At 66.9% G+C, this 25,966-nt stretch carries 23 protein-coding genes; 16 read left to right on the forward strand and 7 right to left on the reverse strand.

The window, feature by feature from the left end:
- Window positions 1-131: 131 nt before the first annotated feature.
- The 3 genes from ABZ803_RS34080 to ABZ803_RS34090 all read right to left on the reverse strand — a co-directional run bounded on the left by ABZ803_RS34080 (window position 132) and on the right by ABZ803_RS34090 (window position 2,612).
- Complete coding sequence (locus tag ABZ803_RS34080; RefSeq protein ID WP_357045795.1) at window positions 132-926, reverse strand: acyl-ACP thioesterase domain-containing protein; 795 nt, start codon at window positions 924-926, stop codon at window positions 132-134.
- A gap of 223 nt (window positions 927-1,149) precedes the next feature.
- Complete coding sequence (locus ABZ803_RS34085) at window positions 1,150-2,283, reverse strand: transglycosylase SLT domain-containing protein (RefSeq protein WP_357045797.1); 1,134 nt, start codon at window positions 2,281-2,283, stop codon at window positions 1,150-1,152.
- On the reverse strand, window positions 2,280-2,612 hold the full coding sequence (locus ABZ803_RS34090; RefSeq protein ID WP_357045799.1) for a type VII secretion target: 333 nt from the start codon (window positions 2,610-2,612) through the stop codon (window positions 2,280-2,282). The genes ABZ803_RS34085 and ABZ803_RS34090 overlap by 4 nt, the downstream gene beginning before the upstream one ends.
- A 145-nt stretch (window positions 2,613-2,757) precedes the next feature.
- Here ABZ803_RS34090 and ABZ803_RS34095 point away from each other — a divergent pair, with 145 nt between their 5' ends.
- Window positions 2,758-3,732, forward strand: coding sequence for an NADPH:quinone oxidoreductase family protein (locus ABZ803_RS34095; protein WP_357045801.1), 975 nt, complete (start codon window positions 2,758-2,760; stop codon window positions 3,730-3,732).
- Between the two features lie 21 nt (window positions 3,733-3,753).
- Window positions 3,754-4,866 (forward strand): winged helix DNA-binding domain-containing protein, encoded by a 1,113-nt coding sequence (locus ABZ803_RS34100; RefSeq protein ID WP_357045803.1) that lies wholly within the window; start codon window positions 3,754-3,756, stop codon window positions 4,864-4,866.
- A gap of 10 nt (window positions 4,867-4,876) precedes the next feature.
- Here the strand turns inward: ABZ803_RS34100 and ABZ803_RS34105 are convergent, their stop codons facing one another.
- Window positions 4,877-5,401 carry an Lrp/AsnC family transcriptional regulator gene (locus tag ABZ803_RS34105; RefSeq protein ID WP_040870262.1) on the reverse strand — a complete coding sequence of 175 codons (525 nt, stop codon included), beginning with the start codon at window positions 5,399-5,401 and terminating at the stop codon, window positions 4,877-4,879.
- A 161-nt stretch (window positions 5,402-5,562) separates the two neighbouring features.
- On the opposite strand from ABZ803_RS34105, the gene hppD reads away from it, so the two are divergent.
- From hppD to tuf, 7 genes are all read left to right on the forward strand, one after another.
- The gene (gene hppD / locus ABZ803_RS34110) at window positions 5,563-6,765 is read left to right on the forward strand and encodes a 4-hydroxyphenylpyruvate dioxygenase (protein WP_357045805.1); all 1,203 of its coding nucleotides are present in this window, start codon (window positions 5,563-5,565) and stop codon (window positions 6,763-6,765) included.
- Window positions 6,766-6,821: 56 nt separating this feature from the next.
- Window positions 6,822-7,349: a DUF3558 domain-containing protein gene (locus ABZ803_RS34115; protein WP_357045807.1), complete on the forward strand. Its 528-nt coding sequence runs from the start codon at window positions 6,822-6,824 to the stop codon at window positions 7,347-7,349.
- A gap of 10 nt (window positions 7,350-7,359) precedes the next feature.
- Window positions 7,360-7,917, forward strand: a complete 558-nt coding sequence (locus ABZ803_RS34120; protein ID WP_357045809.1) for a DUF3558 domain-containing protein — start codon at window positions 7,360-7,362, stop codon at window positions 7,915-7,917.
- A 341-nt stretch (window positions 7,918-8,258) separates the two neighbouring features.
- Window positions 8,259-8,633: a 30S ribosomal protein S12 gene (gene rpsL, locus ABZ803_RS34125; RefSeq protein WP_039801925.1), complete on the forward strand. Its 375-nt coding sequence runs from the start codon at window positions 8,259-8,261 to the stop codon at window positions 8,631-8,633.
- A gap of 1 nt (window position 8,634) precedes the next feature.
- Window positions 8,635-9,105 (forward strand): 30S ribosomal protein S7, encoded by a 471-nt coding sequence (gene rpsG, locus ABZ803_RS34130; RefSeq protein ID WP_014353063.1) that lies wholly within the window; start codon window positions 8,635-8,637, stop codon window positions 9,103-9,105.
- Window positions 9,106-9,242: 137 nt separating this feature from the next.
- Window positions 9,243-11,345 (forward strand): elongation factor G, encoded by a 2,103-nt coding sequence (fusA, locus tag ABZ803_RS34135; protein WP_062975514.1) that lies wholly within the window; start codon window positions 9,243-9,245, stop codon window positions 11,343-11,345.
- A gap of 100 nt (window positions 11,346-11,445) precedes the next feature.
- On the forward strand, window positions 11,446-12,636 hold the full coding sequence (gene tuf / locus ABZ803_RS34140) for an elongation factor Tu (protein ID WP_040870253.1): 1,191 nt from the start codon (window positions 11,446-11,448) through the stop codon (window positions 12,634-12,636).
- 120 nt (window positions 12,637-12,756) lie between these two features.
- On the opposite strand, the gene ABZ803_RS34145 is transcribed toward tuf, so the two are convergent.
- Both ABZ803_RS34145 and ABZ803_RS34150 read right to left on the reverse strand, forming a co-directional pair.
- The gene (locus ABZ803_RS34145) at window positions 12,757-13,398 is read right to left on the reverse strand and encodes a hypothetical protein (protein ID WP_357045812.1); all 642 of its coding nucleotides are present in this window, start codon (window positions 13,396-13,398) and stop codon (window positions 12,757-12,759) included.
- 86 nt (window positions 13,399-13,484) lie between these two features.
- On the reverse strand, window positions 13,485-15,176 hold the full coding sequence (locus tag ABZ803_RS34150; protein WP_357045814.1) for a WXG100 family type VII secretion target: 1,692 nt from the start codon (window positions 15,174-15,176) through the stop codon (window positions 13,485-13,487).
- Between the two features lie 331 nt (window positions 15,177-15,507).
- Here ABZ803_RS34150 and ABZ803_RS34155 point away from each other — a divergent pair, with 331 nt between their 5' ends.
- The 3 genes from ABZ803_RS34155 (at window position 15,508) to ABZ803_RS34165 (ending at window position 21,690) form a co-directional block, all read left to right on the forward strand.
- On the forward strand, window positions 15,508-20,310 hold the full coding sequence (locus ABZ803_RS34155; protein WP_357045816.1) for an FHA domain-containing protein: 4,803 nt from the start codon (window positions 15,508-15,510) through the stop codon (window positions 20,308-20,310).
- Complete coding sequence (locus ABZ803_RS34160) at window positions 20,291-20,566, forward strand: hypothetical protein (protein ID WP_357045818.1); 276 nt, start codon at window positions 20,291-20,293, stop codon at window positions 20,564-20,566. The genes ABZ803_RS34155 and ABZ803_RS34160 overlap by 20 nt, the downstream gene beginning before the upstream one ends.
- Before the next feature lie 209 nt (window positions 20,567-20,775).
- Window positions 20,776-21,690, forward strand: a complete 915-nt coding sequence (locus tag ABZ803_RS34165) for a serine hydrolase (RefSeq protein ID WP_357045820.1) — start codon at window positions 20,776-20,778, stop codon at window positions 21,688-21,690.
- 269 nt (window positions 21,691-21,959) lie between these two features.
- Here the strand turns inward: ABZ803_RS34165 and ABZ803_RS34170 are convergent, their stop codons facing one another.
- Window positions 21,960-22,892: an alpha/beta hydrolase gene (locus ABZ803_RS34170; protein WP_357045822.1), complete on the reverse strand. Its 933-nt coding sequence runs from the start codon at window positions 22,890-22,892 to the stop codon at window positions 21,960-21,962.
- A gap of 102 nt (window positions 22,893-22,994) precedes the next feature.
- Between ABZ803_RS34170 and ABZ803_RS34175 the strand changes: the two genes are divergently transcribed.
- The 4 genes from ABZ803_RS34175 to ABZ803_RS34190 are packed head-to-tail and all read left to right on the forward strand — an operon-like array spanning window position 22,995 to window position 25,906.
- Window positions 22,995-23,870: a helix-turn-helix domain-containing protein gene (locus ABZ803_RS34175; protein WP_357045824.1), complete on the forward strand. Its 876-nt coding sequence runs from the start codon at window positions 22,995-22,997 to the stop codon at window positions 23,868-23,870.
- A gap of 37 nt (window positions 23,871-23,907) precedes the next feature.
- Window positions 23,908-24,261 carry a WXG100 family type VII secretion target gene (locus ABZ803_RS34180; RefSeq protein ID WP_357045826.1) on the forward strand — a complete coding sequence of 118 codons (354 nt, stop codon included), beginning with the start codon at window positions 23,908-23,910 and terminating at the stop codon, window positions 24,259-24,261.
- A 2-nt stretch (window positions 24,262-24,263) separates the two neighbouring features.
- A complete protein-coding gene (locus ABZ803_RS34185; protein WP_357045828.1) occupies window positions 24,264-24,566 on the forward strand; it encodes a WXG100 family type VII secretion target in 303 nt (100 codons plus the stop codon).
- Complete coding sequence (locus ABZ803_RS34190; RefSeq protein WP_357045830.1) at window positions 24,554-25,906, forward strand: hypothetical protein; 1,353 nt, start codon at window positions 24,554-24,556, stop codon at window positions 25,904-25,906. Before ABZ803_RS34185 ends, ABZ803_RS34190 begins: the two co-directional genes overlap by 13 nt.
- Window positions 25,907-25,966: the final 60 nt, after the last annotated feature.

The following is a 25,966-nucleotide window of genomic DNA, read 5'->3' on the forward strand; positions in this document are numbered from 1 at the left end:
CCACTGATTTCGCGAGAAGATGGGTAACTCGCCGGGTACGCCCGAAACCCGAGCGGCACCCGACGCAGGACCTGCACGGGAATCCCGTATCCCGACTGGTGTGGCCCGAAAACCCGGAGAGGCGGGGGAGCCTAAAACCCTGGAGAGGCGGGAGCGCCGGGTAAGGGCATGATGCGGACCACGGTGGTGGTGGTCCCGCCGACCACGAACCACAGCCGGAGCACCGGCTGCCCGGTGCGATCTCCAGGCTCGTACCGGCTGCGCACGCTCACGTGCTGGCGGGCCAGCACCGGCGCCACGTATTCGATCACCGCGCGGTGCGGACCCGCGAGCAGCTTGGGATATTCGACCAGGAACTGTTCCACCGCTTGCCAGTAACAGGCGTTGTTGACGTGGTTGTACTGGTCGATGTCGGTGGCGCGCACCGGGAACGGCAGGTCGGTGTCGGACTCCGGCGGCGTGGCGTCGGTCAGATAGGGCCGCCACCGCAGCCGGTGCTCACCGGAGGTGCGCGCGAGGTAGGCGAGGCCCTCGTCGCTGATCCGCGCGGGCATGCCGGTGGACTCGCTGATATTGATCCAGAAGCCCTCGGTCTCGATCAGGCCGCCGTTTCCGCTGGTGATCCGCACGCGCATGTTGGTCCAGCGGGTGGACATGGCCGAGCACCACCGCAGCAACTGCACCTCGTCCGGCCACAGAATCGGCCGGATGACGTCGATGACCGTGCGCCGGATGATCCAGTTCGGATCGGTCCGATAAAAGAACGTCTTATGCAGGTTTTCCCAGGCGATATCTTGCAAGTAGCGGGCGACGGCATCGAACCGCAACCGGTCGTAGGGATCCACATCACCAGCCCGGATGGGCCACGCCGAAGCAAAGCCCATGCCCTCCTGGGGAAGCGGGGCGAGTGGCTGATCGAGTGACACTTGTGCTCCTCGCGCTGCACGGTGTGCCGCGTTTCTTCATGCGGTGCTGTTGTGACGACTTTACGGGGCGTACGCCACACCCTCGCGTCGAGCCGTCCCTACCTCCTTAATAGTCCGTCAGCCGGGTCGTGGGCCAGCAAGAATGGGGTTTTCCGTGCGCGGCACCGGTACGAGATCACGCGCGCTCGGCAGCCTGCGGGCGCAGGCCATGGCCGTGAGCGGGTCAGTAGCCCTGGTACGCGCCGCCCGAGTTTACGGCGGCGACGCCGGGGACGTTGCCGAGCGACCCGTAGCGATCGATGGAGTAGCGCACCCCGGCGATGATGTTGTCGACCGGGTTCCAGACGTCGTCGTGGCCGGGCGCCTTGTAGGCGTTGAACGTGCTGTCGATGGTCTGCATGAGACCCTTCGACGGATGGCCGGCCACCCAGTTGCTGTCCCAGCGGTTCTCCGCGTAAGGATTGCCCGCGGATTCGTGCTCGATGATCAGCGCGATGGCTCGTTCATCGATGTCGGCGGGGTCGTACCCCATCGCGATGAGTTTCTGCTTCGCCTCGGCGATCCATCGCGCGACGTCACCGCTGGGCAGCGGGCCGGTCGGCGCGGACGAACTCGGCCCACCGTGATACGGCGTGCCCGACGACGTGCCGTGGGAGGTTCCCGAGTCGTTGTGCCCGGACATCAGCTGGCTCGACCGATCCGGCGAAGGCGCGGAGACCGGGGCTCCCGACGCGGCGGCCGGTGTGGTGGCGGCGGGCACGGTGGGGGCCGCGGGTACGTTCGCGCTCGGCTCACCGAGCCCGGCGAACGCCGCCTCCAATTTGCCTGCCGCGCCGTCGACCTGGGTCTCGGCTCGGTTCGCCACGTCTTCGGCGGTCTTCAAGGCGTTGGTGAGCTCCCACGTCCGCGAGGCCGCCTGGAGCGCTTCCTGGAAGACGAGTCCCTCGACGTCGGCCTTGTCCGCGTGCGCCCGGAGGTAGTCGATTCGTGTCTTGGCGTCGACGGTGCCGTTGGGCGCGACATCGAAGGGCGGCGTCTGGTTCAGTGCGTCGTCGCGCAGGCTCAGTACCTTGGCCTTCGCCTCGGTCAGGTTCTGCACCTGGGTGGTGAGCGCGGTCTTCAACTCGAGCAGCGCGGCGCTCACCGCGGAGGCGCGCGTCTTCTCGGCCTGCATCCGGGCGTTCGCCGCGTCGCCGGCGGATCCGGACCACTGCTTCGTGTCGGCGAGCGCCTTCGTGTCGTCCGCGCCCTTGCCCACCGCGTTGTCCAGCCCCTGCGACATCCGTTCGGCGAGCGCGCCCGCCGCCGAAAGCTGCTCCGGCTGCCAGTTCTCGACGTCTGGAATGGTGAGCGTCATGGCAGCTGGAGCCCTATGGCGCGCAGCTTCGCCGCGAAGTCGTCCTCGGCCAGCTCGTACTTGCCCGCCGCGTTGTGCAGGTTGTCGGCGATCGTGGTCAGGCGCGATCCGATCCGCTCCAGGCAGCGGTGCGCGGCGTCGTTCGCGCGCTGGGCCACCGGACCGAAATCGGTGCCCGGCAGCGCGCCCGCCGCGACGCCGAGACCCCCGCCTGCGCCGAGGTCGGTGACCGACGTGGCCTCCGTGCGCAGCGTCTGCGCGAAGGAGCGCAGCGCCGCCGGGTCGACCTGCATCGTCGTCGCAGGTTGTGGCTGGTTTTGCTCGACCATGAATCCCCCTTCCCTCCCGACCGCGAGGTCGCGGCCAGCATAGCAAAATCGGGCGTCCGGACGGGCGTGCTCGGGGGGCGCCCGTTATGTTGTCGGTGTGGCGCCGGCGCGGATCAGGCCGGGGCGAGGACAGAGAGGTCGGCACATGCGCGCAGCCCAGGTCAGCAAGCTGGAGGGACCGGAAGCGGTTCGGATCGTCGATATCCCGGAGCCCCCGGTCTTCCCGGGCGGCGTCGTGATCGACGTGCACGCGGCGGGCGTGGCCTTCCCGGACGTGCTGATGACGCGCGGCCTCTACCAGATGAAGCCGGAATTGCCGTTCGTCGTGGGCGGCGAGGTCGCGGGCATCGTCCGGGAGGCTCCCGAGGACGCGCACGTGCGGCCGGGTGACCGGGTGGTCGCGCTGACCATGCTCGGCAACGCGATGGCCGAGACGGCCGTCACGCCAACGCAGATGGTCTTCCGGCTGCCCGACAACGTCTCGCTGGAGGCGGGCGCAGGCATCCTGTTCAACGACCTGACCGTGCACTTCTGCCTGCGCACCAGGGGCAGGCTGGCGGAAGGGGAGACGGTGCTGGTGCACGGCGCCGCGGGCGGCATCGGCACCTCGACGCTGCGGCTGGCGGCCGCGCTCGGTGCGGGCCGGGTGATCGCCGTGGTGAGCACCGAGGAGAAGGCCGAGGTCGCGCGCGCCAACGGCGCGACCGATGTGGTGCTTACCGACGGCTGGCTGGCGGCGGTGAAGGAACTGACCGGTGGTCGCGGCGTGGACATCGTGCTCGATCCGGTGGGCGGTGACCGGTTCACCGACAGCATCCGTTCGCTCGCCTCGGCGGGCCGGTTGCTGGTCGTCGGCTTCACCGCGGGGGAGATCCCGACCGTGAAGGTCAACCGGCTGCTGCTGAAGAACGTCGAGGTGACCGGCGCGGCGTGGGGCGAATGGGTGATGTCGCATCCCGGCTACCTGCAGGAGCAGTGGGCCGAGGTGGAGCCGCTGCTGGCCTCCGGCAAGATCGCGCCGCCGCAACCGGTGCTGTACCCGCTGGACAAGGCCGCGGAGGCGGTGGCGTCGCTGGACAACCGGACGGCCACCGGCAAGGTCGTGGTCACCCTGCGCTGACTCACCCGGTCCGCCCACGTCATGAAACTGTCCAACCGGGTGTTGAACCGGACCCTGCTGGCTCGCCAGCATCTGCTCGAGCGCTCGTCGCGGACGGCGCACGAAATGTGTGATCATCTCGTCGGATTGCAGGCGCAGGATTCGCCGCCGCCGTTCGTCGGATTGTGGAGCCGCATCGCGGCTTTCGATCCGTCGACGGTGTCGGACGCGCTGGAGGACCGCTCGCTGGTCCGGATCACCTTGATGCGCGGCACCATTCATCTGGTCACGCCGCCCGACGCGCTGCGGATCGCGCCGCATGTGCAGCCGGAACTGGAGAAAGCGCCCTTCCGCAAGGGCTTCAACTACGGCGCCATGGTCGGGCTCGACCCGGAGGAGGTGCGCGGGCAGGGCGAAGCGGTGCTCGGTGACGAGCCGATGTCGGCGGCGGACCTGCGTGCCCGCGCCGCCGAGCGTTACCCCGACCGCGACCCGGGCGCGGTGGTGCAGACCTGGCTGTATCAGCTGCCGGTGTTGCAGACCCCGCCGCGCGGGAAGTGGAAGAACAGCAGCAGGCCGATCTGGTCGCGGGTCGAGCCCTGGTTGGGCGCGCCGCTGGACCCCACATATCCGTTGGCGGAGCTGATGTTTCGCTACCTGTGCGCGTTCGGTCCGGCGAGCACCATGGACATGCAGACCTGGTCGAAGCTGCCCGGGATGAAGAAGGCCGTCGCCGAACTCGGCGATCGGGTGCGCACCTACACCGACGAGCGCGGGCGCACGCTCTACGACGTCGTCGACGGCGCGTTGGCCGATCCGGACATCCCCGCTCCGGTGCGGCTGCTCGGCTGGTACGACAACGTTCTGTTGTCGCACCAGGATCGGACGCGGATCGTGCCCGACGGCGCCGCTCCTCCGCTGCGCGCGTTCGCGGCTCAGGTCTCTCCGGTGCTGATCGACGGCTTCCTCGCGGGCTTGTACAAGGTCTTCGCGGATGCGAAGTCCGCCCGGCTGCGCATCAGCCCGACCCGAAGTTGGACGAACGCGGAGCGCGCTGAGGTCGAGGCCGAGGCCCACGCTCTGCTCACCTTCTTGGAGGAGGGCAAGCGGGGAAGCGTGGAAATCCTCGACGTGCGCGCCGACCTGCGCCCCTGAGCCGGATCGGTTACGGCTCGCGGGCCGGACGGTAGGCGGGCGCCTTGGTGGTCCCGGTCGGGCTCAGCGTGCGCAACAGCGGCAGCGCCCGGCGTTCGACCACGGTGGACAGCACGATGACGCTGTGCGAGCGCACCACCGAGGAGGTCCGGTCGATGCTCAGCAGCACGGCCTGCAACCCGGCGTGCGAGTCGGCGCCGATCCGGCACAGCACGTCGCCGGTGCCGGTGGTGGCGTAGGCCTCCAGCACGCCGGGGATGGCGTCGAGTTCGGCGGCCACCGCGTCCAGCGCGCCCTGCGCGATCTCCAGCGTGACGAACGCCTGCACGTCGAACCCCGCCGCGGTGACGTCGATCTGCGGGTCGTAGGAGGCGATCACGCCCGACTCCTCCATACGCGCGATCCGGGACTGCACCGTGGCCCTCGCGACCCTGGTCCGGCGGGACAGTTCGAGAATGCCCGCTTTCTGGTACTCGTGCATCGCGGTGAGGATGGCGAGGTCGAGTTCGTCGAGCTTCGCCGATGTGCGCGCCATGGCGGCCTCCGTTCGAGCACCGGGCCGGGCTTGCTGCCCGTCCCCTCGATGCTATTCAAATTGTCCAGCACCATGCGGCATTTGCTAGACGAATTCGCCACCCTGCCTATCCGGATCGGACGCTGTTGCCTATCCGGCGGACCCGGCGATTTCCTTGGTCCATGACCATCGAGCACTTGCCGGGCGCCCGGTCCGGCGCCGTCCCCAGCGACGGCGAGCTGCGCACGCTCGTGGGGTTGGTAGACCACGACGACAGCGGTGACCCGTTTCCGGTCATCGGGTGGGACGCCCTGGTCTGGGTGGTGGGCAACGCCACGCAGACCGCGCACTTCCTGGAATCCGCCTTCGGGATGCGGTTGGAGGCGTATTCGGGTCCGGAGACCGGCAATCGCGACCACAAGGCGTTCGTTCTGCGCAGCGGCGCGGCGCGCTTCGTGATCACCGGAGCGGTGCATGCGGACAGTCCGCTGGTCGCCCACCACGATCGGCACGGCGACGGCGTGGTGGACATCGCCCTCGAAGTGCCCGACGTCGACCGGTGTGTCGCGTGGGCGCGCGCGCACGGCGCGAAAGTGCTGGTCGAACCGCACGACGACACCGACGGCTTCGGCACGGTTCGCTCGGCCGCGCTGGCCACCTATGGCGAGACCAGGCATACCTTGGTCGACCGGTCCGCCTACTTCGGGCCCTACCTGCCCGGTTATGTCGCCCGCCGCTCCCACTATCAACGGCGCGACGGCGCGCCCGCCCGGCTGTTCCAGGCGATCGACCACGTCGTGGGCAACGTGGAACTCGGGCAGATGGACGAGTGGGTCGAGTTCTATCGGCGGGTCATGGGGTTCACGAACATGGCCGAATTCGTCGGCGACGACATCGCCACCGAGTACTCGGCGCTGATGAGCAAGGTCGTCGCCAACGGAAACCACCGGGTGAAGTTCCCCCTCAACGAGCCGGCCGTCGGCAAGAAGCGCTCGCAGATCGACGAGTATCTGGAGTTCTATCGCGGCCCCGGCGTCCAGCACATCGCGCTCGCCACCGGCGACATCCTGACCTGCGTGGACGCTTTGCGCCGGGAGGGCGTCGAATTCCTGGAGACTCCCGCCGCGTATTACGAGGACCCGGAACTACGCGCCCGCATCGGCCGGGTCCGCGTCCCGGTCGAAGAACTCCAGCGCCGTGGCATCCTGGTCGACCGCGACGAGGACGGTTACCTGTTGCAGATCTTCACCAGGCCGCTCACCGACCGCCCCACGGTCTTCTTCGAACTGATCGAGCGCCACGGCTCCCTCGGCTTCGGCAAGGGCAATTTCAAAGCCCTGTTCCAGGCGATCGAACGCGAGCAGGAGGCCAGGGGCAACCTGTGATCGGGGCGGCGATCTTGTCGAGCATCTTCGGCGAGTGCGTCGGTAGAGTTCTTCCCATGCGGATCAAGTCGGCAGTCGGCATCACGGCAGCCTTGGTGCTCGCACTGGCGGGTTGCGGTTCGGGGGAGGAAAGCGAGGACTCGGGTCCGTCCCGTCCCGCGCCGAAAGTGGTGGCGCTCGGACCGTTCGTCGGGGAGTGTGGTCACGTGACCGACGACGAGGTGCGCACTCTCGGTGGCCTCGGCCGGATCTCCGGAGTGTTCCGCAACGCCATCGGCTGCAACTGGCAGTCGGCCGGAATCGGTTCGCCGAGTATCACATTCGCTTCCTACCGGGGCAGTCCCATCGAACGGGAACGGGCGTGGGTGACGGTCAACGGCCGCGCGCCCGATCCGATAAAAGTGGGTGGGCGGGATGGCTTCGCCGCTTTGGATCCCACCGGCGTGATCTGCGATCTGGCGGTGCAACTCGGCGACGATTTCTTCGAGTGGTCCACCAACATCGGCTCGTTCGGCGCGGTGTCCGGCAACCCGTGTGACCGGAGCCGCGCTCTGGCCGAGCTGACTCTGCAACGGATTCAGTGAGGGGTGACGAGTGAACGTCGGCCGAGACCTGTGCAGGCGCGGCGCTGCCGCTGCCGCCGCGGTTGCCCTCGCGTTGTTCGTGGGCGGGTGCGGCCAGGTGATCTCCGGAACCGCGCAGCCCGTGGGCTCGAGCCAGCCGGTCAACACCAGGCTGGATAAATTGCTGCGGGAATGCGAGATCCTCTCCCATGACCAGATCGGCGAGGCGATCGGTGAGAGCGTCCAGGTGAGCGACTCGTTCTTCGGCGCGGTCTGCATGTGGGACCTGATCGGCGCGCCCGGCGGTAACGGGATGGCCACGCTCAACTGGTACGAGAACGGGACGCTGAGCAACGAGAAGCAGACGAACAGCAAGCTCGGCTACGAAACCACCAACATCACGATCCAGAGTTCGCTGGCACTGCAGATCCGCAGGCCGAAGGACCCGGACTCCTGCGGTGTGACGGCGAGTGCGCCGGACAACGGCGTGATCGGCTGGTGGATCAACTACCGGCCCGGCTCGGGCCACCCCGATCCGTGCGACGCGGCGAAGAAGCTGATGGAAATGACCCTGAACCTGGCCAGGTAGACGATCCTCGAACCGACCCGCTTTGACCCTGTGTCCCGGCCACGGGTATCGTGGATCGCTGTGCCCGGAAGCTTGCGGGCAAGTTCGTGCGTGACCGTAGGCCAGCGAAAGCGGCCGACGACTCCAGCGTGCCCGGAATCAGGGCTCCGCGCCGCGCGCGACACGCCCGACCTCGGGACGCGAGAAACGTGGCCGGACGTGCGAGTGAAAGCTCGATGACAGCGGTGTGAACGACGGGCCCGAAGCGGAAGCTTGCCTCTGCGAAGGGCCCCGGGAGCGCCGCGAACTTAAAACAGACATGAAGTCCACACACCGCGTTAACTAATAAGGAAAGCCGGTCTATGCCAACCATCAACCAGCTGGTCCGCAAGGGTCGCCGCGACAAGGTCGCCAAGACGAAGACCGCGGCCCTGAAGGGGAGCCCGCAGCGTCGTGGCGTGTGCACCCGCGTGTACACCACGACCCCGAAGAAGCCGAACTCCGCGCTGCGCAAGGTCGCGCGTGTTCGCCTGACCAGCTCGGTCGAGGTCACGGCCTACATCCCGGGCGAGGGGCACAACCTGCAGGAGCACTCCATGGTGCTCGTGCGCGGCGGTCGTGTGAAGGACCTTCCCGGTGTCCGCTACAAGATCATCCGCGGCTCGCTCGACACTCAGGGTGTGAAGAACCGCAAGCAGGCCCGCAGCCGTTACGGCGCCAAGAAGGAGAAGAGCTGATATGCCACGCAAGGGCCCCGCACCCAAGCGTCCGCTGATCAACGACCCGGTCTACGGTTCGCCGCTGGTTACTCAGCTGGTCAACAAGATCCTGCTGGACGGTAAGAAGTCCACCGCCGAGCGCATCGTCTACGGTGCGCTGGAGCAGGCGCGGGAGAAGACCGGCACCGATCCGGTCGTCACCCTCAAGCGCGCGCTGGACAACGTCAAGCCGTCGCTGGAGGTGAAGCCCCGCCGCGTCGGTGGCGCCACCTACCAGGTTCCGGTCGAGGTCCGTCCGGGCCGCGCCAACACCCTGGCCCTGCGCTGGCTGGTCAACTTCTCGCGTGCGCGCCGGGAGAAGACCATGGTCGAGCGCCTGGCCAACGAACTGCTCGACGCCAGCAACGGCCTCGGCGCCTCGGTCAAGCGTCGCGAGGACACCCACAAGATGGCCGAGTCCAACCGGGCCTTCGCGCACTACCGCTGGTGACGTCTACCCGGCCCGCCGTCTGGGTCGGGAGGCACAGCCGGAACGCGGCACTCACCGGCCGCGTCCGGCGTTGACATAGAGGCGACCACAGGGTCGTCCCCGATAATCCCAACTAGCTACGAGCGGGGAAGATTTCCGTGGCACAGGACGTGCTCACCGACCTGAACAAGGTCCGCAACATCGGCATCATGGCCCACATCGATGCGGGCAAGACGACCACAACCGAACGCATCCTCTTCTACACCGGCATCACCTACAAGATCGGTGAGGTCCACGACGGCGCCGCCACGATGGACTGGATGGAGCAGGAGCAGGAGCGTGGTATCACCATCACCTCCGCGGCTACCACGTGCTTCTGGAAAGACAACCAGATCAACATCATCGACACCCCCGGGCACGTCGACTTCACCGTGGAGGTGGAGCGGTCGCTGCGCGTGCTCGACGGCGCCGTCGCGGTGTTCGACGGCAAGGAAGGCGTCGAGCCGCAGTCCGAGCAGGTGTGGCGTCAGGCGGACAAGTACGACGTGCCGCGGATCTGCTTCGTCAACAAGATGGACAAGCTCGGTGCGGACTTCTACTTCACCGTGCAGACCATCAAGGACCGCCTCGGCGCGAAGCCGCTGGTCATCCAGCTGCCGATCGGCGCGGAGGACACCTTCGAGGGCATCATCGACCTGGTCGAGAACAACGCGAAGGTCTGGCGCGGCGAGACCAAGCTCGGTGAGCAGTACGAGGTCGTCGAGATCCCGGACGACCTGAAGGAGAAGGCCGAGCAGTACCGCCAGGAGCTGCTCGAGACCGTCGCCGAGTCGGACGAGGCGCTGCTGGAGAAGTTCTTCGGCGGCGAAGAGCTGACCATCGAGGAGATCAAGGGCGCCATCCGCAAGCTGACGGTGACCTCCGAGCTCTACCCGGTGCTGTGCGGCTCCGCGTTCAAGAACAAGGGCGTGCAGCCCATGCTGGACGCGGTCATCGACTACCTGCCCTCGCCGCTGGACGTGGAGGCCACCACCGGCCACGTGCCCGGCAAGGAAGAGGAGCTGCTCACCCGCAAGCCGAGCGCCGACGAGCCGTTCGCGGCCCTGGCGTTCAAGATCGCGGTGCACCCGTTCTTCGGCAAGCTGACCTACGTCCGGGTGTACTCCGGCAAGGTCGACTCCGGCGCCCAGGTCATCAACTCGACCAAGGGCAAGAAGGAGCGTCTGGGCAAGCTGTTCCAGATGCACTCCAACAAGGAGAACCCGGTCGGCGCCGCCTCGGCGGGCCACATCTACGCGGTCATCGGCCTGAAGGACACCACCACCGGTGACACCCTGTGCGATCCGCAGAACCAGATCGTGCTCGAGTCCATGACCTTCCCGGACCCGGTCATCGAGGTCTCCATCGAGCCGAAGACCAAGTCCGACCAGGAGAAGCTGGGCACCGCGATCCAGCGCCTGTCCGAAGAGGACCCGACCTTCTCGGTCAAGCTCGACCAGGAGACCGGCCAGACCGTCATCGGCGGTATGGGCGAGCTCCACCTCGACATCCTGGTCGACCGCATGCGCCGCGAGTTCAAGGTCGAGGCGAACGTCGGTAAGCCGCAGGTGGCCTACCGCGAGACGATCACCAAGCGGGTCGAGAAGCTCGAGTTCACGCACAAGAAGCAGACCGGTGGTTCCGGCCAGTTCGCGAAGGTGATCATCGCGCTCGAGCCGTTCGTCGGCGAAGACGGCGCGCATTACGAATTCGAGAACAAGGTCACCGGTGGCCGTGTGCCGAAGGAATACATCCCTTCGGTGGACGCCGGCGCCCAGGACGCCATGCAGTACGGTGTGCTCGCCGGCTACCCGCTGGTGAACATGAAGGTCACGCTGCTCGACGGTGCCTACCACGACGTCGACTCGTCGGAAATGGCGTTCAAGATCGCAGGTGCGCAGGCGCTCAAGGAAGCGGCTCGCAAGGCCGGTCCGGTGATCCTCGAGCCGCTGATGGCGGTCGAGGTCACCACGCCCGAGGACTACATGGGCGATGTGATCGGCGACCTGAACTCCCGCCGTGGTCAGATCCAGGCCATGGAGGAACGCAGTGGTGCCCGTGTCGTCAAGGCGCTGGTTCCGCTCTCGGAGATGTTCGGTTACATCGGTGACCTGCGGTCGAAGACCCAGGGCCGGGCGAACTACTCCATGGTGTTCGACTCGTACGCGGAGGTTCCGGCCAACGTGTCGAAGGAGATCATCGCCAAGGCGACCGGCGAGTAATCGACTCCCGGGCGTTTGCAAGACCCTGTCCCCGTGTCCGCGGGGATGATCCCCGCACTGCTGCAACTGCACGCACCAACAAGTCCAGGAGGACCAAGAAGTGGCGAAGGCGAAGTTCGAGCGGACGAAGCCGCACGTCAACATCGGCACCATCGGTCACGTCGACCACGGCAAGACCACGCTGACCGCAGCGATCACCAAGGTGCTGGCTGACAAGTACCCGGATCTGAACGAGAGCTTCGCGTTCGATCAGATCGACAAGGCGCCGGAAGAGAAGGCGCGTGGTATCACGATCAACATCTCGCACGTCGAGTACCAGACGGAGAAGCGCCACTACGCGCACGTCGACGCGCCGGGTCACGCCGACTACATCAAGAACATGATCACCGGTGCGGCGCAGATGGACGGTGCCATCCTCGTGGTCGCCGCCACCGACGGCCCGATGCCGCAGACCCGTGAGCACGTGCTGCTCGCCCGTCAGGTCGGCGTGCCCTACATCCTGGTCGCGCTGAACAAGGCCGACATGGTCGACGACGAGGAGATCCTCGAGCTCGTCGAGATGGAGGTCCGCGAGCTGCTGGCCTCGCAGGAGTTCGACGAGGACGCGCCGGTCGTGCGGGTCTCCGGTCTGAAGGCGCTCGAGGGCGACCCGAAGTGGTCGGAGTCGGTGCTGGAGCTGATGGCCGCGGTGGACGAGTCCATCCCGGACCCGGTTCGTGAGACCGACAAGCCGTTCCTGATGCCGGTCGAGGACGTGTTCACGATCACTGGTCGTGGCACCGTCGTCACCGGTCGCGTCGAGCGTGGCGTGATCAACGTGAACGAGGAAGTCGAGATCGTCGGCATCCGCCCGGAGAAGACCAAGACCACGGTCACCGGTATCGAGATGTTCCGCAAGCTGCTCGACCAGGGCCAGGCGGGCGACAACGTCGGTCTGCTGGTCCGTGGTATCAAGCGTGAGGACGTGGAGCGCGGCCAGGTCGTCGTCAAGCCGGGCACCACCACCCCGCACACCGAGTTCGAGGGCCAGGCGTACATCCTGTCGAAGGACGAGGGCGGCCGCCACACCCCGTTCTTCAACAACTACCGTCCGCAGTTCTACTTCCGTACGACTGACGTGACGGGCGTTGTGACCCTGCCCGAGGGCACCGAGATGGTCATGCCCGGTGACAACACCGAGATGCTCGTCAAGCTGATCCAGCCGGTCGCCATGGACGAGGGTCTGCGCTTCGCGATCCGCGAGGGTGGCCGCACCGTCGGCGCCGGTCGCGTCACGAAGATCATCAAGTGATTCACTGAATCGCTGGGAACGGCGCCGCTCCGAAAGGGGCGGCGCCGTTCGCGTTTCGGGGGTGAACGGCTGTGCAGAGGCAGGCGCCGAGCGCCGATACGCGGGATCGGGTGCTACAGCTCAGCAGGCGTAAGCGCGGCCGACAACTGATTCGCGCTCCGCATCCGGTAGTTCGCGCAGGCAGCCGAGCGGAACGACGCCTTCACTGCTCAGCTGGACGCCACTGCCCGTAGTGGGATTCACGCAGCTGAGGCCTGTCGTCGCCAGGCGGCAGAGATATTCGCCGAAGGTGACGGTGCTGTCGTACGGCAACGTCGCGCCCTCGCCGTTGATGAAAAGTCCTGGATCACCACGGAACCGGCCCACGGTCAATCGCTGACCGGAGTAGGACACATACCCGCCGAACCACTGGCCGTAGCCCGCACCCGGCGCGGGGACCGGGTCCGTCAGGCTGACCATGCAGTCGAAGCCGTCCATTTCCAGCGCGGTCCCGGTGATGCAACTGATCTTGCGGGTCGGGCTGACGAACGCGATATCTTCCCGCAGGTCGGTCACCGGACCGCCGTCGGTCCGAGCCGAGTGAAAGCCGATGAGATCAACCGGTGTACCTTGCCGAACCCAGGCGATCCGATCTCGCAGGTCCCCGGCCTTCTCCGGCGCGCCCGACTGTGCGGCGCCCGCTACCGGATGCGGCCTTCCCGTCGTGGTGTGCGCGCAGCCACCCAGCAACAGCACCAATCCCACCGCAACCATCCATCGCATGCTGCTCACGATATCTCTGCGCCGCAGTCGAATTCGCCTTCGCGGACCTAGTCGTCGCGCACCCGGCATTTCCATAACCGCAGTGATCACCGGGGTGCGGGGGAGTTCGCGGTGGTGACCAGCAGGCGGTGCAGCACCTGCGCGGGCGGTGCGGCCTGTGTGGCGTTGAGGACGACGTCGGTGAATGCCTCGGCGAGCGCGGCGGCTGGCTGAAACCGCCCGCGGTCGAAGCTGTGGCCGCTCAACCGGGACCGCCATTCCTGGAAGCCGGACACCGTGCGATTCAGCGAGCTCTTGTCCTCCGGGTTCAGCTGCGGCAGATACGCCGTGAGCAGCGCACGCCGCGCGGCGTCGCGAGCACGGAAGCGGCCTGCCCCGTCGAGCGCTCTACCGAGTTCTCGCACGATCGACGAGTACACCGGCCGCCGTGCGCATCCCGGCGCGAGCAGGCCCGCGTCTTCGGCCGTGGTGACGGTTTGCTGCAATTGCCGTGGATCGGTGGCAGCACGCAGCGCCAGCACGATACGTGCGGTAGGCAGCGTTTCGGCGGCCCCCGGAAGGTGCTGATCGGGAGCGCCATCGAAGTCGCGCGCCGCGTCCGGTGAATCCCATTCCAGCAGAGCCGTTCCACCGTCAGCCAGTTCCTCGATCCCGATGGCGCGCAGGGCTATTTGCGGGTATCGCGGCAGCACGTCGTCCACTGCGGCGACGATCTCGGTCAGTACCTCTACCGCTACACCCGGAGTGTCGAAGCCGAAGGCTCGCACGCCGTGGCGCTCGGCCAGTTCTCTGGCCAGACGTGCCGCGACCGACTCGCCGGAGGCGTTCACCTTCCGGTCCGCCTTCTCGTCTTTCCGGTCCGGTCGTGCGGTGGGTCGGCCGGGCATGCGCGGCGGAGAACCGGGTGTGTCCGGGGCAGACACTCTCGGCGGTCGACCTGCGGTGTTGGACCACGGCGTGCTCGATCCCGGCGCGGCGGATTGCTTCGCGGCGGATGGCGTGGCGGCGGCTTGCGAGGCAGCGGTTCGCCTCGTTTCGGCGTTGGCCCTCGTCCACGGGGACGACGGCCGATTGTCCTGTGGGGGCCGGGTGAGCGCGGCATCCGCCCGATGAGCCGGGTTCACGCTCGGGCCGGGTAAGCCCGGCTGCTCGGTGCCGCGATGGTCGGCGCCGTTCGGATTCCCCTCGGCCTGGCCCGGCCGCTGACTCGAGGCGGGCTCGTCGCCGGGTGTGCCCGGGGTTCGAGCGGGTGGCGCGGACGAGAGCGGTACCCGATCGGCCGGTGAGCCGGCGGTGGAAGCCGGTTGTCTCGGCGCCGGCGCCGTGACGGCCGTAGTGGGCACGGGAGATCCCGCGATCGGCCGCACGGCGGAGGTGGGTACGTCCGCCGTGCTGGGGTCGAGCCGATGGGTGGGGCCGGCCTCGACACGCACTGGAAGCACGGCCGGATCGTTCCGGATTCCATCGGCGGCGTTGTGGATACGCTGGCCGATGGCCCGGTCCTGGTTCTCGAAGTTCTCCGCGAGGTGGCGCAGATCGGTGCCGGCCTGTTGGAGGGCCTCGACGAGGCTGTTCAAGTCGGTCATCGTCCGTTGGTATTCCGGAACGTAGGATTCGGCGAACGCGTGGCCGGCATCGTCTTTGCCCCACGGTTCGCCTTCCCCCGCCAGGGCAGTGCGCAGCTTCCGCACGGTAGCCGCCACATCCGCCCCGATCTGGTCGAACCGCGGTGCGTGATCGCGCAACTTATCCGGGTCGACCGAAAACTTCTCGCCCACACCTTCTCCCTACGCACTGCGATCCATTGTCGCGGCAGCGCGGTCGCATTTCTCGCCTACGGTGCGACCGCCGCCGCACGGAGCGTTGGATCGCGGCCGCCTCCCGGGCCCCCGAAAGTATTGGCTGGCGAAATGCTGGGTTCGGAGATAAAGGTTCGAATTGCTGTCTCACGCAGTAGTTGCATTCTCAACGGTTCGTCACCGTGTCGCGGTGCTTGTCGGCGGTATTGGTACTGGTCGCGACTATTCCCATAGTTGGAGATAGTTCGCGCGGTCCGGTATGTCTAGATAGTCTCGCAGCGACTGTGAGGGTGCCGGGAGGCAAGCTGCGATGGAATCGAGCGGTTTGCTGGCCGAGGTGCCCTCGGCTGTGCGGGAATTGGTCCTCGGTCACTGGCCGGAGACCGACGTCGACGGAATGCGTCGTAACGGTGACGCGTACCTGGTGGCGTCCGGTGAATTGAACAACTCCGCCGACCGATACGAGACCGAGGCGGCGGGCACCGAGCAGGCCGTTGAGGGCGCCACGTCGACGGCGCTGACCGAACGCCACCGTGTGGTCGTGAAATCCATGCGTGACCAGGCGGCGGTGTGTCAGAGCCTGGGCAAGCAGTGCCACGACGTCGCCGATTCGGCTGTCCAGACGCAACATCTGTTGATCGCGATGGGGATCGCGCTGGCGGCGCAATTGGCCTATGACGCGCTGCTGTTCTTCCAAGGTGGTGGTGCGAAGGCCCTGATCGATCGGATCGAGGCCGAGCAGGCGATGGCCGCCGCGGCTTCGCGACTGGCCGCGGAGGTGGGCGAGCGGGCGGCCGCGGGCGCGGCGCAACGAGCCGCGCTGCACACCGCTGTCCACGCGGCGAAGATCGGCCTTCTGACCAGTGCCGCGATCAGTGGTGGCGCACAGCTGTGGGACCTCGAGGCCGGCGTGCGCGACAAGTTCGACGTGGGCGCCTTCTTGGAAATGCTCCTGGGTGGTGTGGTCGGCGGCGTTGCGGGTGCGGAGGTCGGCCGCAGGCTCGCGCCGCGTGTGCTGAGCTGGACGCGCGGCGGAGCGGTCAGTCCCTCCGGCCGGCTCGCCGCGCACTTGGGCGGCACGATGTTGCTCGGCGGGGCGGGCGGTCTCGCGGGTGGTCTGGCCGGTGCGGTGCCCTCGGTACTGATCCACCTGGACGAGATCCACAGCCTCGGTGATCTGTTCAAGATGGTTCGCGAATCCGCGATCACCGGCTTCGGCAGCGGGTTCGTCGGCGCGGCGGGTAGTGCGATCCGAGTCCACACCGCGGGCCGCAACGCGGTGCGTTCCGAAAGCGACGCACCTCGACTCGGTCTGCGCCACTGGGAATTCGCGTCACGCGTCAATGAGCTGTTGAGTTCGGGTGAACCACCGCGGGTGGAGACGATCGAGCGATTCAGCGTCGAGGGCAAATCGGCGAAAGTGGTGGAGCGGCTCGTCTTCCACGACGGCACCGAGGTGATCCACAAGGTGGTCTCCGACCCGCAGCACGCGCATGCGGAATTCCTGAGCTCGCTGGTTGGCGACGCGGTGGGCGCACGGGTGCCCGCGGTGCATGTCATCGGCGATCACGTCTACATGGAGGTCGTGCCCGGCACGGTGGCGGCGGACACGTATCCGCGAAGGGCGTTCCCACCGGACGTCATCAGCGGTCCTACCGGAATGCGCCAAGGCGTCATGGACGTGCTGGTACGCATGCCCGATCGCAATAGCGACAACTGGATGGTCGACCCGGCCGGGAACGTCTGGGGAATTGACCACAGCCGCGCATTCGAGAACTTCCCCGACGCGCAGTATGTCGTCGGGCCCTTCGCGGAGAACTTCCTGCGCTACGGAGACAACTCCGAAATCCTGTGGAACGACCACGCTCTCACTCGACCGGAGCTGCACGAGATCCGGCAGCGGGTCGAAGAGCTGAGCCCGGTCTTCCACGCCGCGGGCCATCGGGACTGGTACGACGGCATGCTCCAGCGGATGACCGCGTTGGAGGACCATGCCGCGGGTGGTGGTGGTGACGCCGGGCGTGGGGTCCTGCCGCCCGTGTCACCGCAGTCCCCCGGCTCTGCGCCGGGAATGGTCCCTGGTGACGGGCGTGCGGTGTCCGTCACGCCACGACAAGAGCGGCCGCCCGGGACCGACGTGTATGGGCGCAACGGCAGGCCGCCCACAGCGCGCGGTAACGAGGTCGGCGGCTCGGCTGTCGCGCCACGCGGCCGCAGTGACCAGCCGCCGCCGCTGCCACGACATGCCGATGGCCCACTCGTGCGGCAGGAGGAGCTGACGCCGCGGGTCCCGGTCGACGAGGTGGCCTCGGATGGCCGGCCGCTGGTGCGGGACGATTCGCGGGTTCCGGACGAGTCGAGGCCGCGTCCTCCGGTCGATGAGGCGAACCCGGTCGGGCGGCAGTCGGCAGCCGATGAGGCTCCGGCGACGCCCAATGATCCGACGCCTCGCGCGCGGACCGACGAACCGACGTATGACGGCCCGCCGACACGGCCGCAGCCGCGGGTCGAGCTACACGACCAACCGGCGAGCCAGGACGGATACAGGCTCGCGGCGGATGCCCCTCCCGCCGGATTCACCCAGTTCTACCGCCATCCCGACGGTGGCTACGTCGACATGGTGCTGACCGGCCCCGACAACGCGCGCCTTCAGCTTCGCCTGATTCCAGGCCAGGAGTACGTGCTCGGTCGTGGTGACGGCGCGCTGCTGGAACACATGGCAGGCGAGCGAGTTTCGCGCCGCCACGCGACGATAACGGTGGACGAGCAAGGCCATGTCCTGCTTCGAGACGACAACTCGATGAACGGCACCTTCGTCGACGGCAAACAGCTGACCGACGGTCGCTGGGTGCGGATCTACGACGGCCAAGACGTCATGTTCAGTCGCGATCTGGAACTCGGCGTCACGTTCGAGCGTCAGATGGCCGAGGTGCGGCTGTTCGGCAACGACGGACCGGTTCTGAAGCTCCACCGCGGCCGGGAGGTCGAGATCGGTCGTGCGATGGTGCACCCCGATGCGCTCGGGCGCGACAGTATCTCGCGACGCCACGCGATTGTCGGCATGGATGAGAACGGCCGAGTATGGATCCGGGACGCTGATTCCAGCAACGGCACCAGAGTCAACGGCGATCGGCTCGGCACGGGCGAGCGCCGGATACTGGAGCCGGGGGACGACCTGCGCCTCGGCTGGTATGACAGTACGGCGCAATTCGTCCCGACGGATGCGACGACCGAGGTCGATCCGGTCCGCGTGCGAATCGGGAGCGGCGCGGACGCGACACCGGTGCGGCTCGCGCCGGGAGAAACGGTCGTGATCGGTACCGACCAGAACTCACCGTTCGCGTCGCAATTGCGCGGGGTCCCCAATGTCGGCGAACGACACGCGACTCTCGGCTTGGACCACGACGGCCGACTGTGGATCCGGGACCACCCGGGTTCCGAAGGGGTATGGGTCAACGGGGACCGGATCGCTCCGAACCAAAGAGTGACCCTCGCCGAAGGCGACAATCTGGGGATCGGCCCGGATTACGTCGGCACCGCCCGCATCGGTGGCGAGGCGCCGCCCCAGCATCCACCTGCCGAACTGCATTTCGACCCCTTCAAACGCAAGCTTCCGATACGCCTCGCACCGGGCCAGGAGGTGTCCGTCGACACCAGTGCGCTCAACGGTCATGCGATGGTGCTCGGAAGGCCGGGCAGGGAAGTCGTCGTCGGGCGCGATCTCGACGGTCGTATCTGGGTGCGCGACCCGGACGGAGACAGCTGGATCGGAACCAAGGTCAACGACGAGACCATCCCGGCGGGGGAGAAGCGGTACCTGAACGCCGGAGACAAGGTGACCTTCGGCGAGGTGTCCAGCAGACTCCAGGTGGGCGAAGAAGCGCCGCTGCAGTTGAGATTGTCCGACGACGAGAGTCTGCCCCCGCTCAGCCTGCGGCGCGGCGAGGAGCTGGTGATCGGCCGTGGGCAGGACTCGCCGATGGCGGATCACCTGGCCGAGAACACGACGGTGTCGCGCCGTCACGCCACCATCTACCGCGACGAGTACGGCGACGTGTATCTGCGCGACGAGAACTCGACCAGAGGGACCTGGGTCGACAACCGCAAGGTCGATCCGGACGTGCCGGTGCGCCTGCGCCCAGGTGACCAGATTCGCCTCGGCGATTGGGTGGGGGCGGCGCGATTCGAAGACGGCCTCCGGGAAAGCGTCCCGCGCGCATTGCCGGTGAAGCTGAACAACGTACACGGCGACGTGTCCCTGGACTTGACACGTGGTGGCGAGCCGCTGCCGCTCGGCCGGGACAGCGCGGAACTGCCCGACAATCTGTCCGGCGCCAACGCGATATCCCGTCGGCACGCCAGTCTCGGCGTCCACCCATCCGGCCGGGTCTGGATCCGTGACGAAGGATCGACGAACGGCACCTACGTCAATGGGAAACAGGTCCAGCCGGGGACGAAGGTCATGCTGCATCCGGGCGACAGCGTGCGGCTGGCGGAGGCGTTCGAGTTCGTCGTCGCCTATCCGCCACCCGAGGGTGGCGCATTCGTGAACATCATCGATCGGACACCCGAGACGTTGCGGATGGTCGAGGACATCGCTCGCGTGCCCAGCCATATCTACGCGCGCGTCAGCGAGCACATGAACGCGGTTCCCGGGGGTGGGATCGTCATCGGAAATCGCCCGATGCTCGAATTGCCCGGTACGGAAAGTCTGGCAGGCAGCACCCCGTACGGCCGCAAACCTGGGACCAGTTGGAACACCGTGCGTGGCGTATACCTGGGCGGCCCACGGCGGATCGTGATCAACTCCGGCGGGCGGGGCGGTAGCCTCAACGTGGTCCTGCACGAATTCGGGCATGCCGTGGACGCGGCGTACGGCACCGGTGGGAAATGGCTCAGCGATTCGCAGGGGTGGCGCGACCTGCACTCGGCGATGCTCCAGTCCATCGGCAAGAGCAAACAGTGGAACAGTTATTACGATTCACCCAGCGAAGCGTTCGGCGAGGCGTTTTCGGCGTGGCTGCACGGTCCACGGCAGCTTCGCGATTTCGCTCTCGGTGACAAGCAACTCGCGAACCGGCTGAAGGATTATTTTGACGGCGTATTCGGATGACACCAGCCCGCCCATGCTCGCCGAGGACGGCGAGACGATCCTCGTCCGCTTGCGCGGCCGGACCGAGGACGGCGTCTTCTACAGCGGCTTCGAGGAGTTCCATCCCGGCGACCCCGGTTACGACGAGATGCTTCCGGTCGCGAGAGAAAACCCGGTCTCGGAGTCGGAGCCCATGGAGCGTCCGGTAGACGAAGACACCTTGGCCCGCATCCTGCGGGAAGCAGGATTGGACGGGATGGACCTCGGCAGCGAGTAGCTGTGCCCTCGGCAGGGCACGCAAAACATCGGGCGAGTGGCCGGTCGCCATGTGCAGGGGTCTGCGCTTCTCGATCCGCGAGAGTGGCCACGCATTGGGTGCCGTGAGCGATCCGATCGAGATTAGCTATTCGGATGCTGAAGCTCGGGATGCGTGAATCGGTGGGTGAAATCCGGCTGATTTAAGCGTTCAGGCGGCAGAATATGGCGATGCGGACATTTGCCAGATTGTTGCAGGCTGTCGTTGCCGGGGTGCTGGTCGTGGTAGTCGGCCAAGGCATCGTGGCCGCCCCCGCTGTGAGCGACGCCCATATCCAGTTGCCCTGGCCGACGTCCGAACTGGACGCGGTGCGGGCGTCGGGAGCAGCGCTGGCGGACGGAATCACCGGCACGGTGCTGTGGTCGCGACAGCCGAACATCTCGGTTCCGATAGCCAGCATCACGAAGGTGATGACGGCACTGGTCGTGATCAACGCAGGCGACCTCGACCGGGCCGTCACCGTGCCGCGAGAAGTCATCGCCTACTGCACCGAGTACGACGGAAGCGACGCGGGCTTGGTCCCGGGCGAGGTGCTCACCGCGCGACAGCTCCTCTACGCGATGATGTTGCCTTCCGGCTGTGACGCCGCCTATGCCCTTGCCGAGGCTTACGGTCCCGGTCAAGACGGCTTCATCGCCGAAATGAACCACACTGCGCGTCACATGGGCCTGGCAGGAACATATTTCACCGACCCCAGCGGGCTGCCTACCCCCACCGACGACTCCACCTACTCCACACCGGCAGACCTGGTGGCCCTCGGTCTGCGCGCGATGAGCCTGCCGGTGTTCCGTGACGTCGCCGGGGCGCAGAGCTATCACCTCCCCGCCGGGCCGGGCAACCGCGCTCACTCGTGGCAGACCACGAACCGGCTGCTGCGCGACTATCCCGGCACTATCGGCATCAAGACCGGATGGACCGATGCCGCGGGAACCTGCCTGCTGTTCGAGACGGTCAGGGCAGGGATACCGCTGATCGGTGTGGTCCTGCACAGCTCACCCGACAGCGACGTCGCCGCGAAGGACGACGCCGCGCGCATGTTGAACTGGGCCTACGGCCCGATACTGAGCGCGCTGCCGATCGGATAGCGACGAATGCACGGTTCCCTGCGGATATCGTTGTGCACCCGATGATCTCCGGCCACAGGACGACTGTGGCCGTTGCCCGTCGCGGGCTCGCTACGGCCAGCGCATGCGGGCACTATGGGACAGGTGCAGGCGTGGTGTTCGTCGGCGGCCTGGCCGGGGCCGCCATCGCGCAGGACCTGATCGACGAATACCGCCAGTTCGTCGCCCCGATCATCCGCGGCAGCGGCACCCCGTAATCTCCGCCGCTGAAACCGGTCGGCTGCCGGAATTCAGTGTTGACCGGCGAAGTCACGGATGAGCGCGCCGGTACTGCCGGGCTCTTCGACCATGGGCGTGTGGCCACAGTCGAGGCTCTCGATCCGAATGCCGGGGACGCGGCGGTAATCCTCGAAAGAGTCCGGCTGCCAACGTTTGTCCTGAGAGCCGTAGAGCACCATGGCCGGCACGCCGAGGTCGATGAGCCGGTCCGTTTCGGTGCGTTCCCGCAGGTAGTCATCCGACGCGGTCGAGGTCGCGGTGAGACTGCGGTAGGTCATGCCGCGCAGGTCGGCGACGAACTGGTCGGGGATCTGCACGTCCCGGGTGAACGCGGAACTCATGGCTTGCCGGAGGACGACGTCCGGGAGCAGCGGCCACAGCGGCTGCCCGATCGCCGGAACGAACAGAAGGTTGCCGACCGGACCGCTGTCGGTGACGGCGTCCAGGCGGGGTCCGGAGTCGATCAGCATGATCGACGACACCAGATCGTGGCGCTGTTCGGCAAGCGAGGTGGCCACGTAGCCCCCGGAGGAATGCCCGACGACGGTCGCCTGGCGTACGCCCAGCCGGTCGAGCACGGCCCCGACTCGGCTCGCCTGTTCGGACGTGCTGTAGCCGCTGTCGGGTTTATCGGACTTGCCGTGGCCGAGTAGATCGATGCGCACGACGTACTGGTCCCGCAGGGCGGGCAGCACCGGATCCCAGTAGGCGGTCGAGGCTCCCAGACCGTGCAGCAGCACCAACGCGCGAGCACCGGGTGTTCCGTCGGCGACGACGTGGATGTCTCCGCCCGGCAGGTGCACCATGTGCTCGTGCGAATCGTCGGTCTCGGCGTTCGCCGTCCCGGTCGTATTGCCGGTGAGCGCGGTGATCAGGGCGGTGACTATCAGCAGCCCGATGTGCTGCCATCGATTCCGTTCTGTGGCGGTAGTGGTTTCGTCCACGGTTCCTCCTTCGATTGATTGGGACGTCACCACGTTCGGGCACGACAGCGGGTCGCGTATTGAAGAAATGTCAGCGTCCGCGGCCGCTCATACAATCGACGTGTGCCTTGGGATATCGCGCGGCCTGCGCGGCCACCCGCGCTGCGCGGCGTCGACATGGCCGGATTCCACGTCCACGGCGACGGCCCGGAGCAGGTGCGTGTCATTCCGCATCCGGCGGTCACGGTGATCGTCGAGTTCGGCGAGTGCGGTTTCGACGTCCGCGACTCGACCGGTCGCAGCCATTCGGGCAGCCTGACCCTCGGCCTCGCCCGCACCGCGCTTCCGGTCCGCGTCCATGCCGTCGAATGCGTCCAGATTCGCCTGGAACCGATTGTCGCCCAAGCCATCCTCGGCCTCCCTCTCACCGAGCCGAGTGGAACCATCATCGGCCTGGACGACCTCTGGGGGCGCGAGGCGGGGTGGCTGCGCGAGCGCCTGCACGAGACACCGAACTGGCCCGACCGATTCGCCTTGGTCGACACCGCGCTGTCCGCGCGGTTCCGGCACGACCACCGCCTCGACCCGGAGGTCGCCTGGGCATGGCGACGAATCAAGCTCAGCCGCGGCCGTCTCCGCGTCGAGCACCTCGCCGCCGAACTGGGCTGGAGCCGCCAACGACTGTGGTCCCGCTTCGGCACCCGAATCGGCCTGACCCCCAAGCGCGCCGCCAAACTGGTCCGCTTCGACCACGCCGTCCACCGCCTCGTCCAAGGACACCCTCCCTCCCGAGTAGCAGCCGAAACGGGCTACGCCGACCAATCCCACCTCCACCGCGACATCCGCGAGTTCACCGGCACAGTCCCCACCTCCGCAGCCACCGAACCCTGGCTCACCATCGACGACCGAGCCTGGCCGTCGACGATGGCGACTAGTCCGGTCCGACATTCGAGCCACCGGCCGGACTCCCAGGAGCGAGGAGAGCGTATGCCTCGATAGCTCTCGCGGACAGGAGTTTTCGGGTGTTCACTTATAGTTGGATGCGATCGGCGAGCAGGGGCAGAGGGGAGTCTCGGTGGTTGGTGAACTACAGGTTCGGGTCGGCCGGCTTCGCGAGGCGTCGCGGTTCATCGCCGACAAAGCGCAGACGATTCGAGAGCGACTCGAGCGCCTAGATGAAACGATCGGCAGAGAGTTGTTGGCCGACGGTTGGCAGGGCCGCGCGGCTTCGGCATATGACGAGTCTTGGGTGGAGTGGAAGCGCGGGGCGGATCAGATCGTCGCGGCGTTGGAGATGTCGGCAATGAACCTCGCCGACGCGGCGAACCGCTACGAGCTTCGCGATGGCACCAATGCCGAGGGGCTCACCGGGCTTGGAGATCAGGTGTGACCGTGGCTGACGACGACCACAGCTACCGTGTGAATCTGGCGCAGCTCGATGACGCGATCGTGGCCATGGCGAAGTTCGGCGCCGAGGTCGAAGGTTGGCTGCGTGAGGTGGATCAGCACGTCGCCGATCTGCATTTGTCGTGGTCGAGTCAAGCCGCTGAGGCGCAGCGTGTCGCACACGACCGGTGGGCGGTCGGCGTCGGCGAGATGCGGGACAACCTCGATGAGCTACGTGAGGTGGCGCGTCGGGCGCACACGAATTACCTGGGAGCCGCCGAGGACAACTACCGGATGTGGCCGCAGTGACGGCTCCGACCGTACCGGTCATCGTCCACCGCGCTGGTGAATACTCCTCCGCGGGTGATGTATTCGGGCAGATGTCGGCTGACACGGCGACAACCCACGCGGCGCTGATCACCGTGTTGAGCACGTATGCAGGGATGGCTGGTAGCGACAGTGTCGGTGGTCAATGGGCCAGTGCCTATGACGAGGCGGCCCAACTGGCGATCTCAGCGTCTTCGAAACTGGCGACCGCGTGTGGTCAAATCAGAGATTTGATCGCTGTCGGCGCACATAATCATCAGCTCGCGGAGACCGGTTCCGATACGCGTAACCCATCCTCGCCTGCACCTCCGCAGCTGTCGATCGCGCCTTGTCTGGCCGAAGACGCGCCGTCGGCAGCTGGCGACGGGATCCCCGAGCCATTCGGGTGGACAATCCTCGCAGACCTTGTCGGTTTCGGCTGGCCCAACGGTCACCAAGACCAACTCGACGCCGCCGCAACTGCATGGCACACCGCCTCGGCCGACTACCGCACCGTGGCTGCTCAGGTACCCCGAGCAGTCGAGCTGCTGACAAACCAGCAATCGCCGGAGATCGGGATCGCGGTCGCCACCTGTCAGGAACGTCAGAATGATCTCAACGCATTGGCTGATGCGTGCCAAACGCTAGGCGACTCCTGTGGCGAGTACTCCCACCACCTCGACGAGGCCCACCACAAGATTCTCGAGGAGGTCAAAGACTTCCTGATCGAAACCGCGGCCGCTGAGGCCGTCTTTGCCGTGTTGGCGCCGTTTACCGCTACGGTTTCGGAATGGGTGGGCAATACGGCCCTAGCTGGTCGTATCGCAGTGCGGGCCCGTCGCATCGCCACCATCATCGGCGAGCTCGGCACCAGGGTTACCGAGATAGTGACGCGCGCCCTCAGGCCGGTCACTGCGGCGCTGAAACCGCTACTGGACAAGGTCGGCAAATGGGTCGACGTCGCGAAGGCGAAGCTGTGGACACGCGAAGCCCCTGGAGCGACCCCTGGAAGGGGAACCGCCGATGAATGGCTCAGCGGCGGGCGGCGTCGACCGGCGAATATGCTCGATGACCCCGCACAAACGAAGTGGGCCCAAGATGCCTACGACAACTTCACCCAAGACCCGCGCGACATCTCCGCGATCAGCCGCAATACCGACGATCTCGCTCGCGCCAACGGCGCAACAGGCTTCTCCGAGGCCGAGCTCGCCGCGATCAAGAAGCATCTGTTCGACACCGAACACCCGATTCTGGACTACGAGACCGGCCAAGTCGCGGTCCGGAAGTTCGATCCCGATCCCGAAATCGCGGGTCTGTCCAGCCAACGGTGTAACCCGGTTTGATTGGGTTACTTCCGTCCAGCGCTGAGTCGGCCTTCGAAGGTGATGTCGAAGGCGTTCAAC

The organism is Nocardia sp. NPDC047648 (assembly GCF_040642815.1).
In the GTDB taxonomy this organism is placed as follows: domain Bacteria; phylum Actinomycetota; class Actinomycetes; order Mycobacteriales; family Mycobacteriaceae; genus Nocardia; species Nocardia gamkensis.

What these genes read in the sequence shown, in the direction of transcription:
- ABZ803_RS34085 (WP_357045797.1), bottom strand. Translation starts at nt 2,283, where the DNA reads ATGACGCTCACCATTCCAGACGTCGAGAACTGGCAGCCGGAGCAGCTT.
- ABZ803_RS34090 (WP_357045799.1), bottom strand. Translation starts at nt 2,612, where the DNA reads ATGGTCGAGCAAAACCAGCCACAACCTGCGACGACGATGCAGGTCGAC.
- ABZ803_RS34095 (WP_357045801.1), top strand. Translation starts at nt 2,758, where the DNA reads ATGCGCGCAGCCCAGGTCAGCAAGCTGGAGGGACCGGAAGCGGTTCGG.
- ABZ803_RS34100 (WP_357045803.1), top strand. Translation starts at nt 3,754, where the DNA reads ATGAAACTGTCCAACCGGGTGTTGAACCGGACCCTGCTGGCTCGCCAG.
- ABZ803_RS34105 (WP_040870262.1), bottom strand. Translation starts at nt 5,401, where the DNA reads ATGGCGCGCACATCGGCGAAGCTCGACGAACTCGACCTCGCCATCCTC.
- hppD (WP_357045805.1), top strand. Translation starts at nt 5,563, where the DNA reads ATGACCATCGAGCACTTGCCGGGCGCCCGGTCCGGCGCCGTCCCCAGC.
- ABZ803_RS34115 (WP_357045807.1), top strand. Translation starts at nt 6,822, where the DNA reads ATGCGGATCAAGTCGGCAGTCGGCATCACGGCAGCCTTGGTGCTCGCA.
- rpsL (WP_039801925.1), top strand. Translation starts at nt 8,259, where the DNA reads ATGCCAACCATCAACCAGCTGGTCCGCAAGGGTCGCCGCGACAAGGTC.
- rpsG (WP_014353063.1), top strand. Translation starts at nt 8,635, where the DNA reads ATGCCACGCAAGGGCCCCGCACCCAAGCGTCCGCTGATCAACGACCCG.
- ABZ803_RS34145 (WP_357045812.1), bottom strand. Translation starts at nt 13,398, where the DNA reads ATGCGATGGATGGTTGCGGTGGGATTGGTGCTGTTGCTGGGTGGCTGC.
- ABZ803_RS34155 (WP_357045816.1), top strand. Translation starts at nt 15,508, where the DNA reads ATGGAATCGAGCGGTTTGCTGGCCGAGGTGCCCTCGGCTGTGCGGGAA.
- ABZ803_RS34165 (WP_357045820.1), top strand. Translation starts at nt 20,776, where the DNA reads ATGCGGACATTTGCCAGATTGTTGCAGGCTGTCGTTGCCGGGGTGCTG.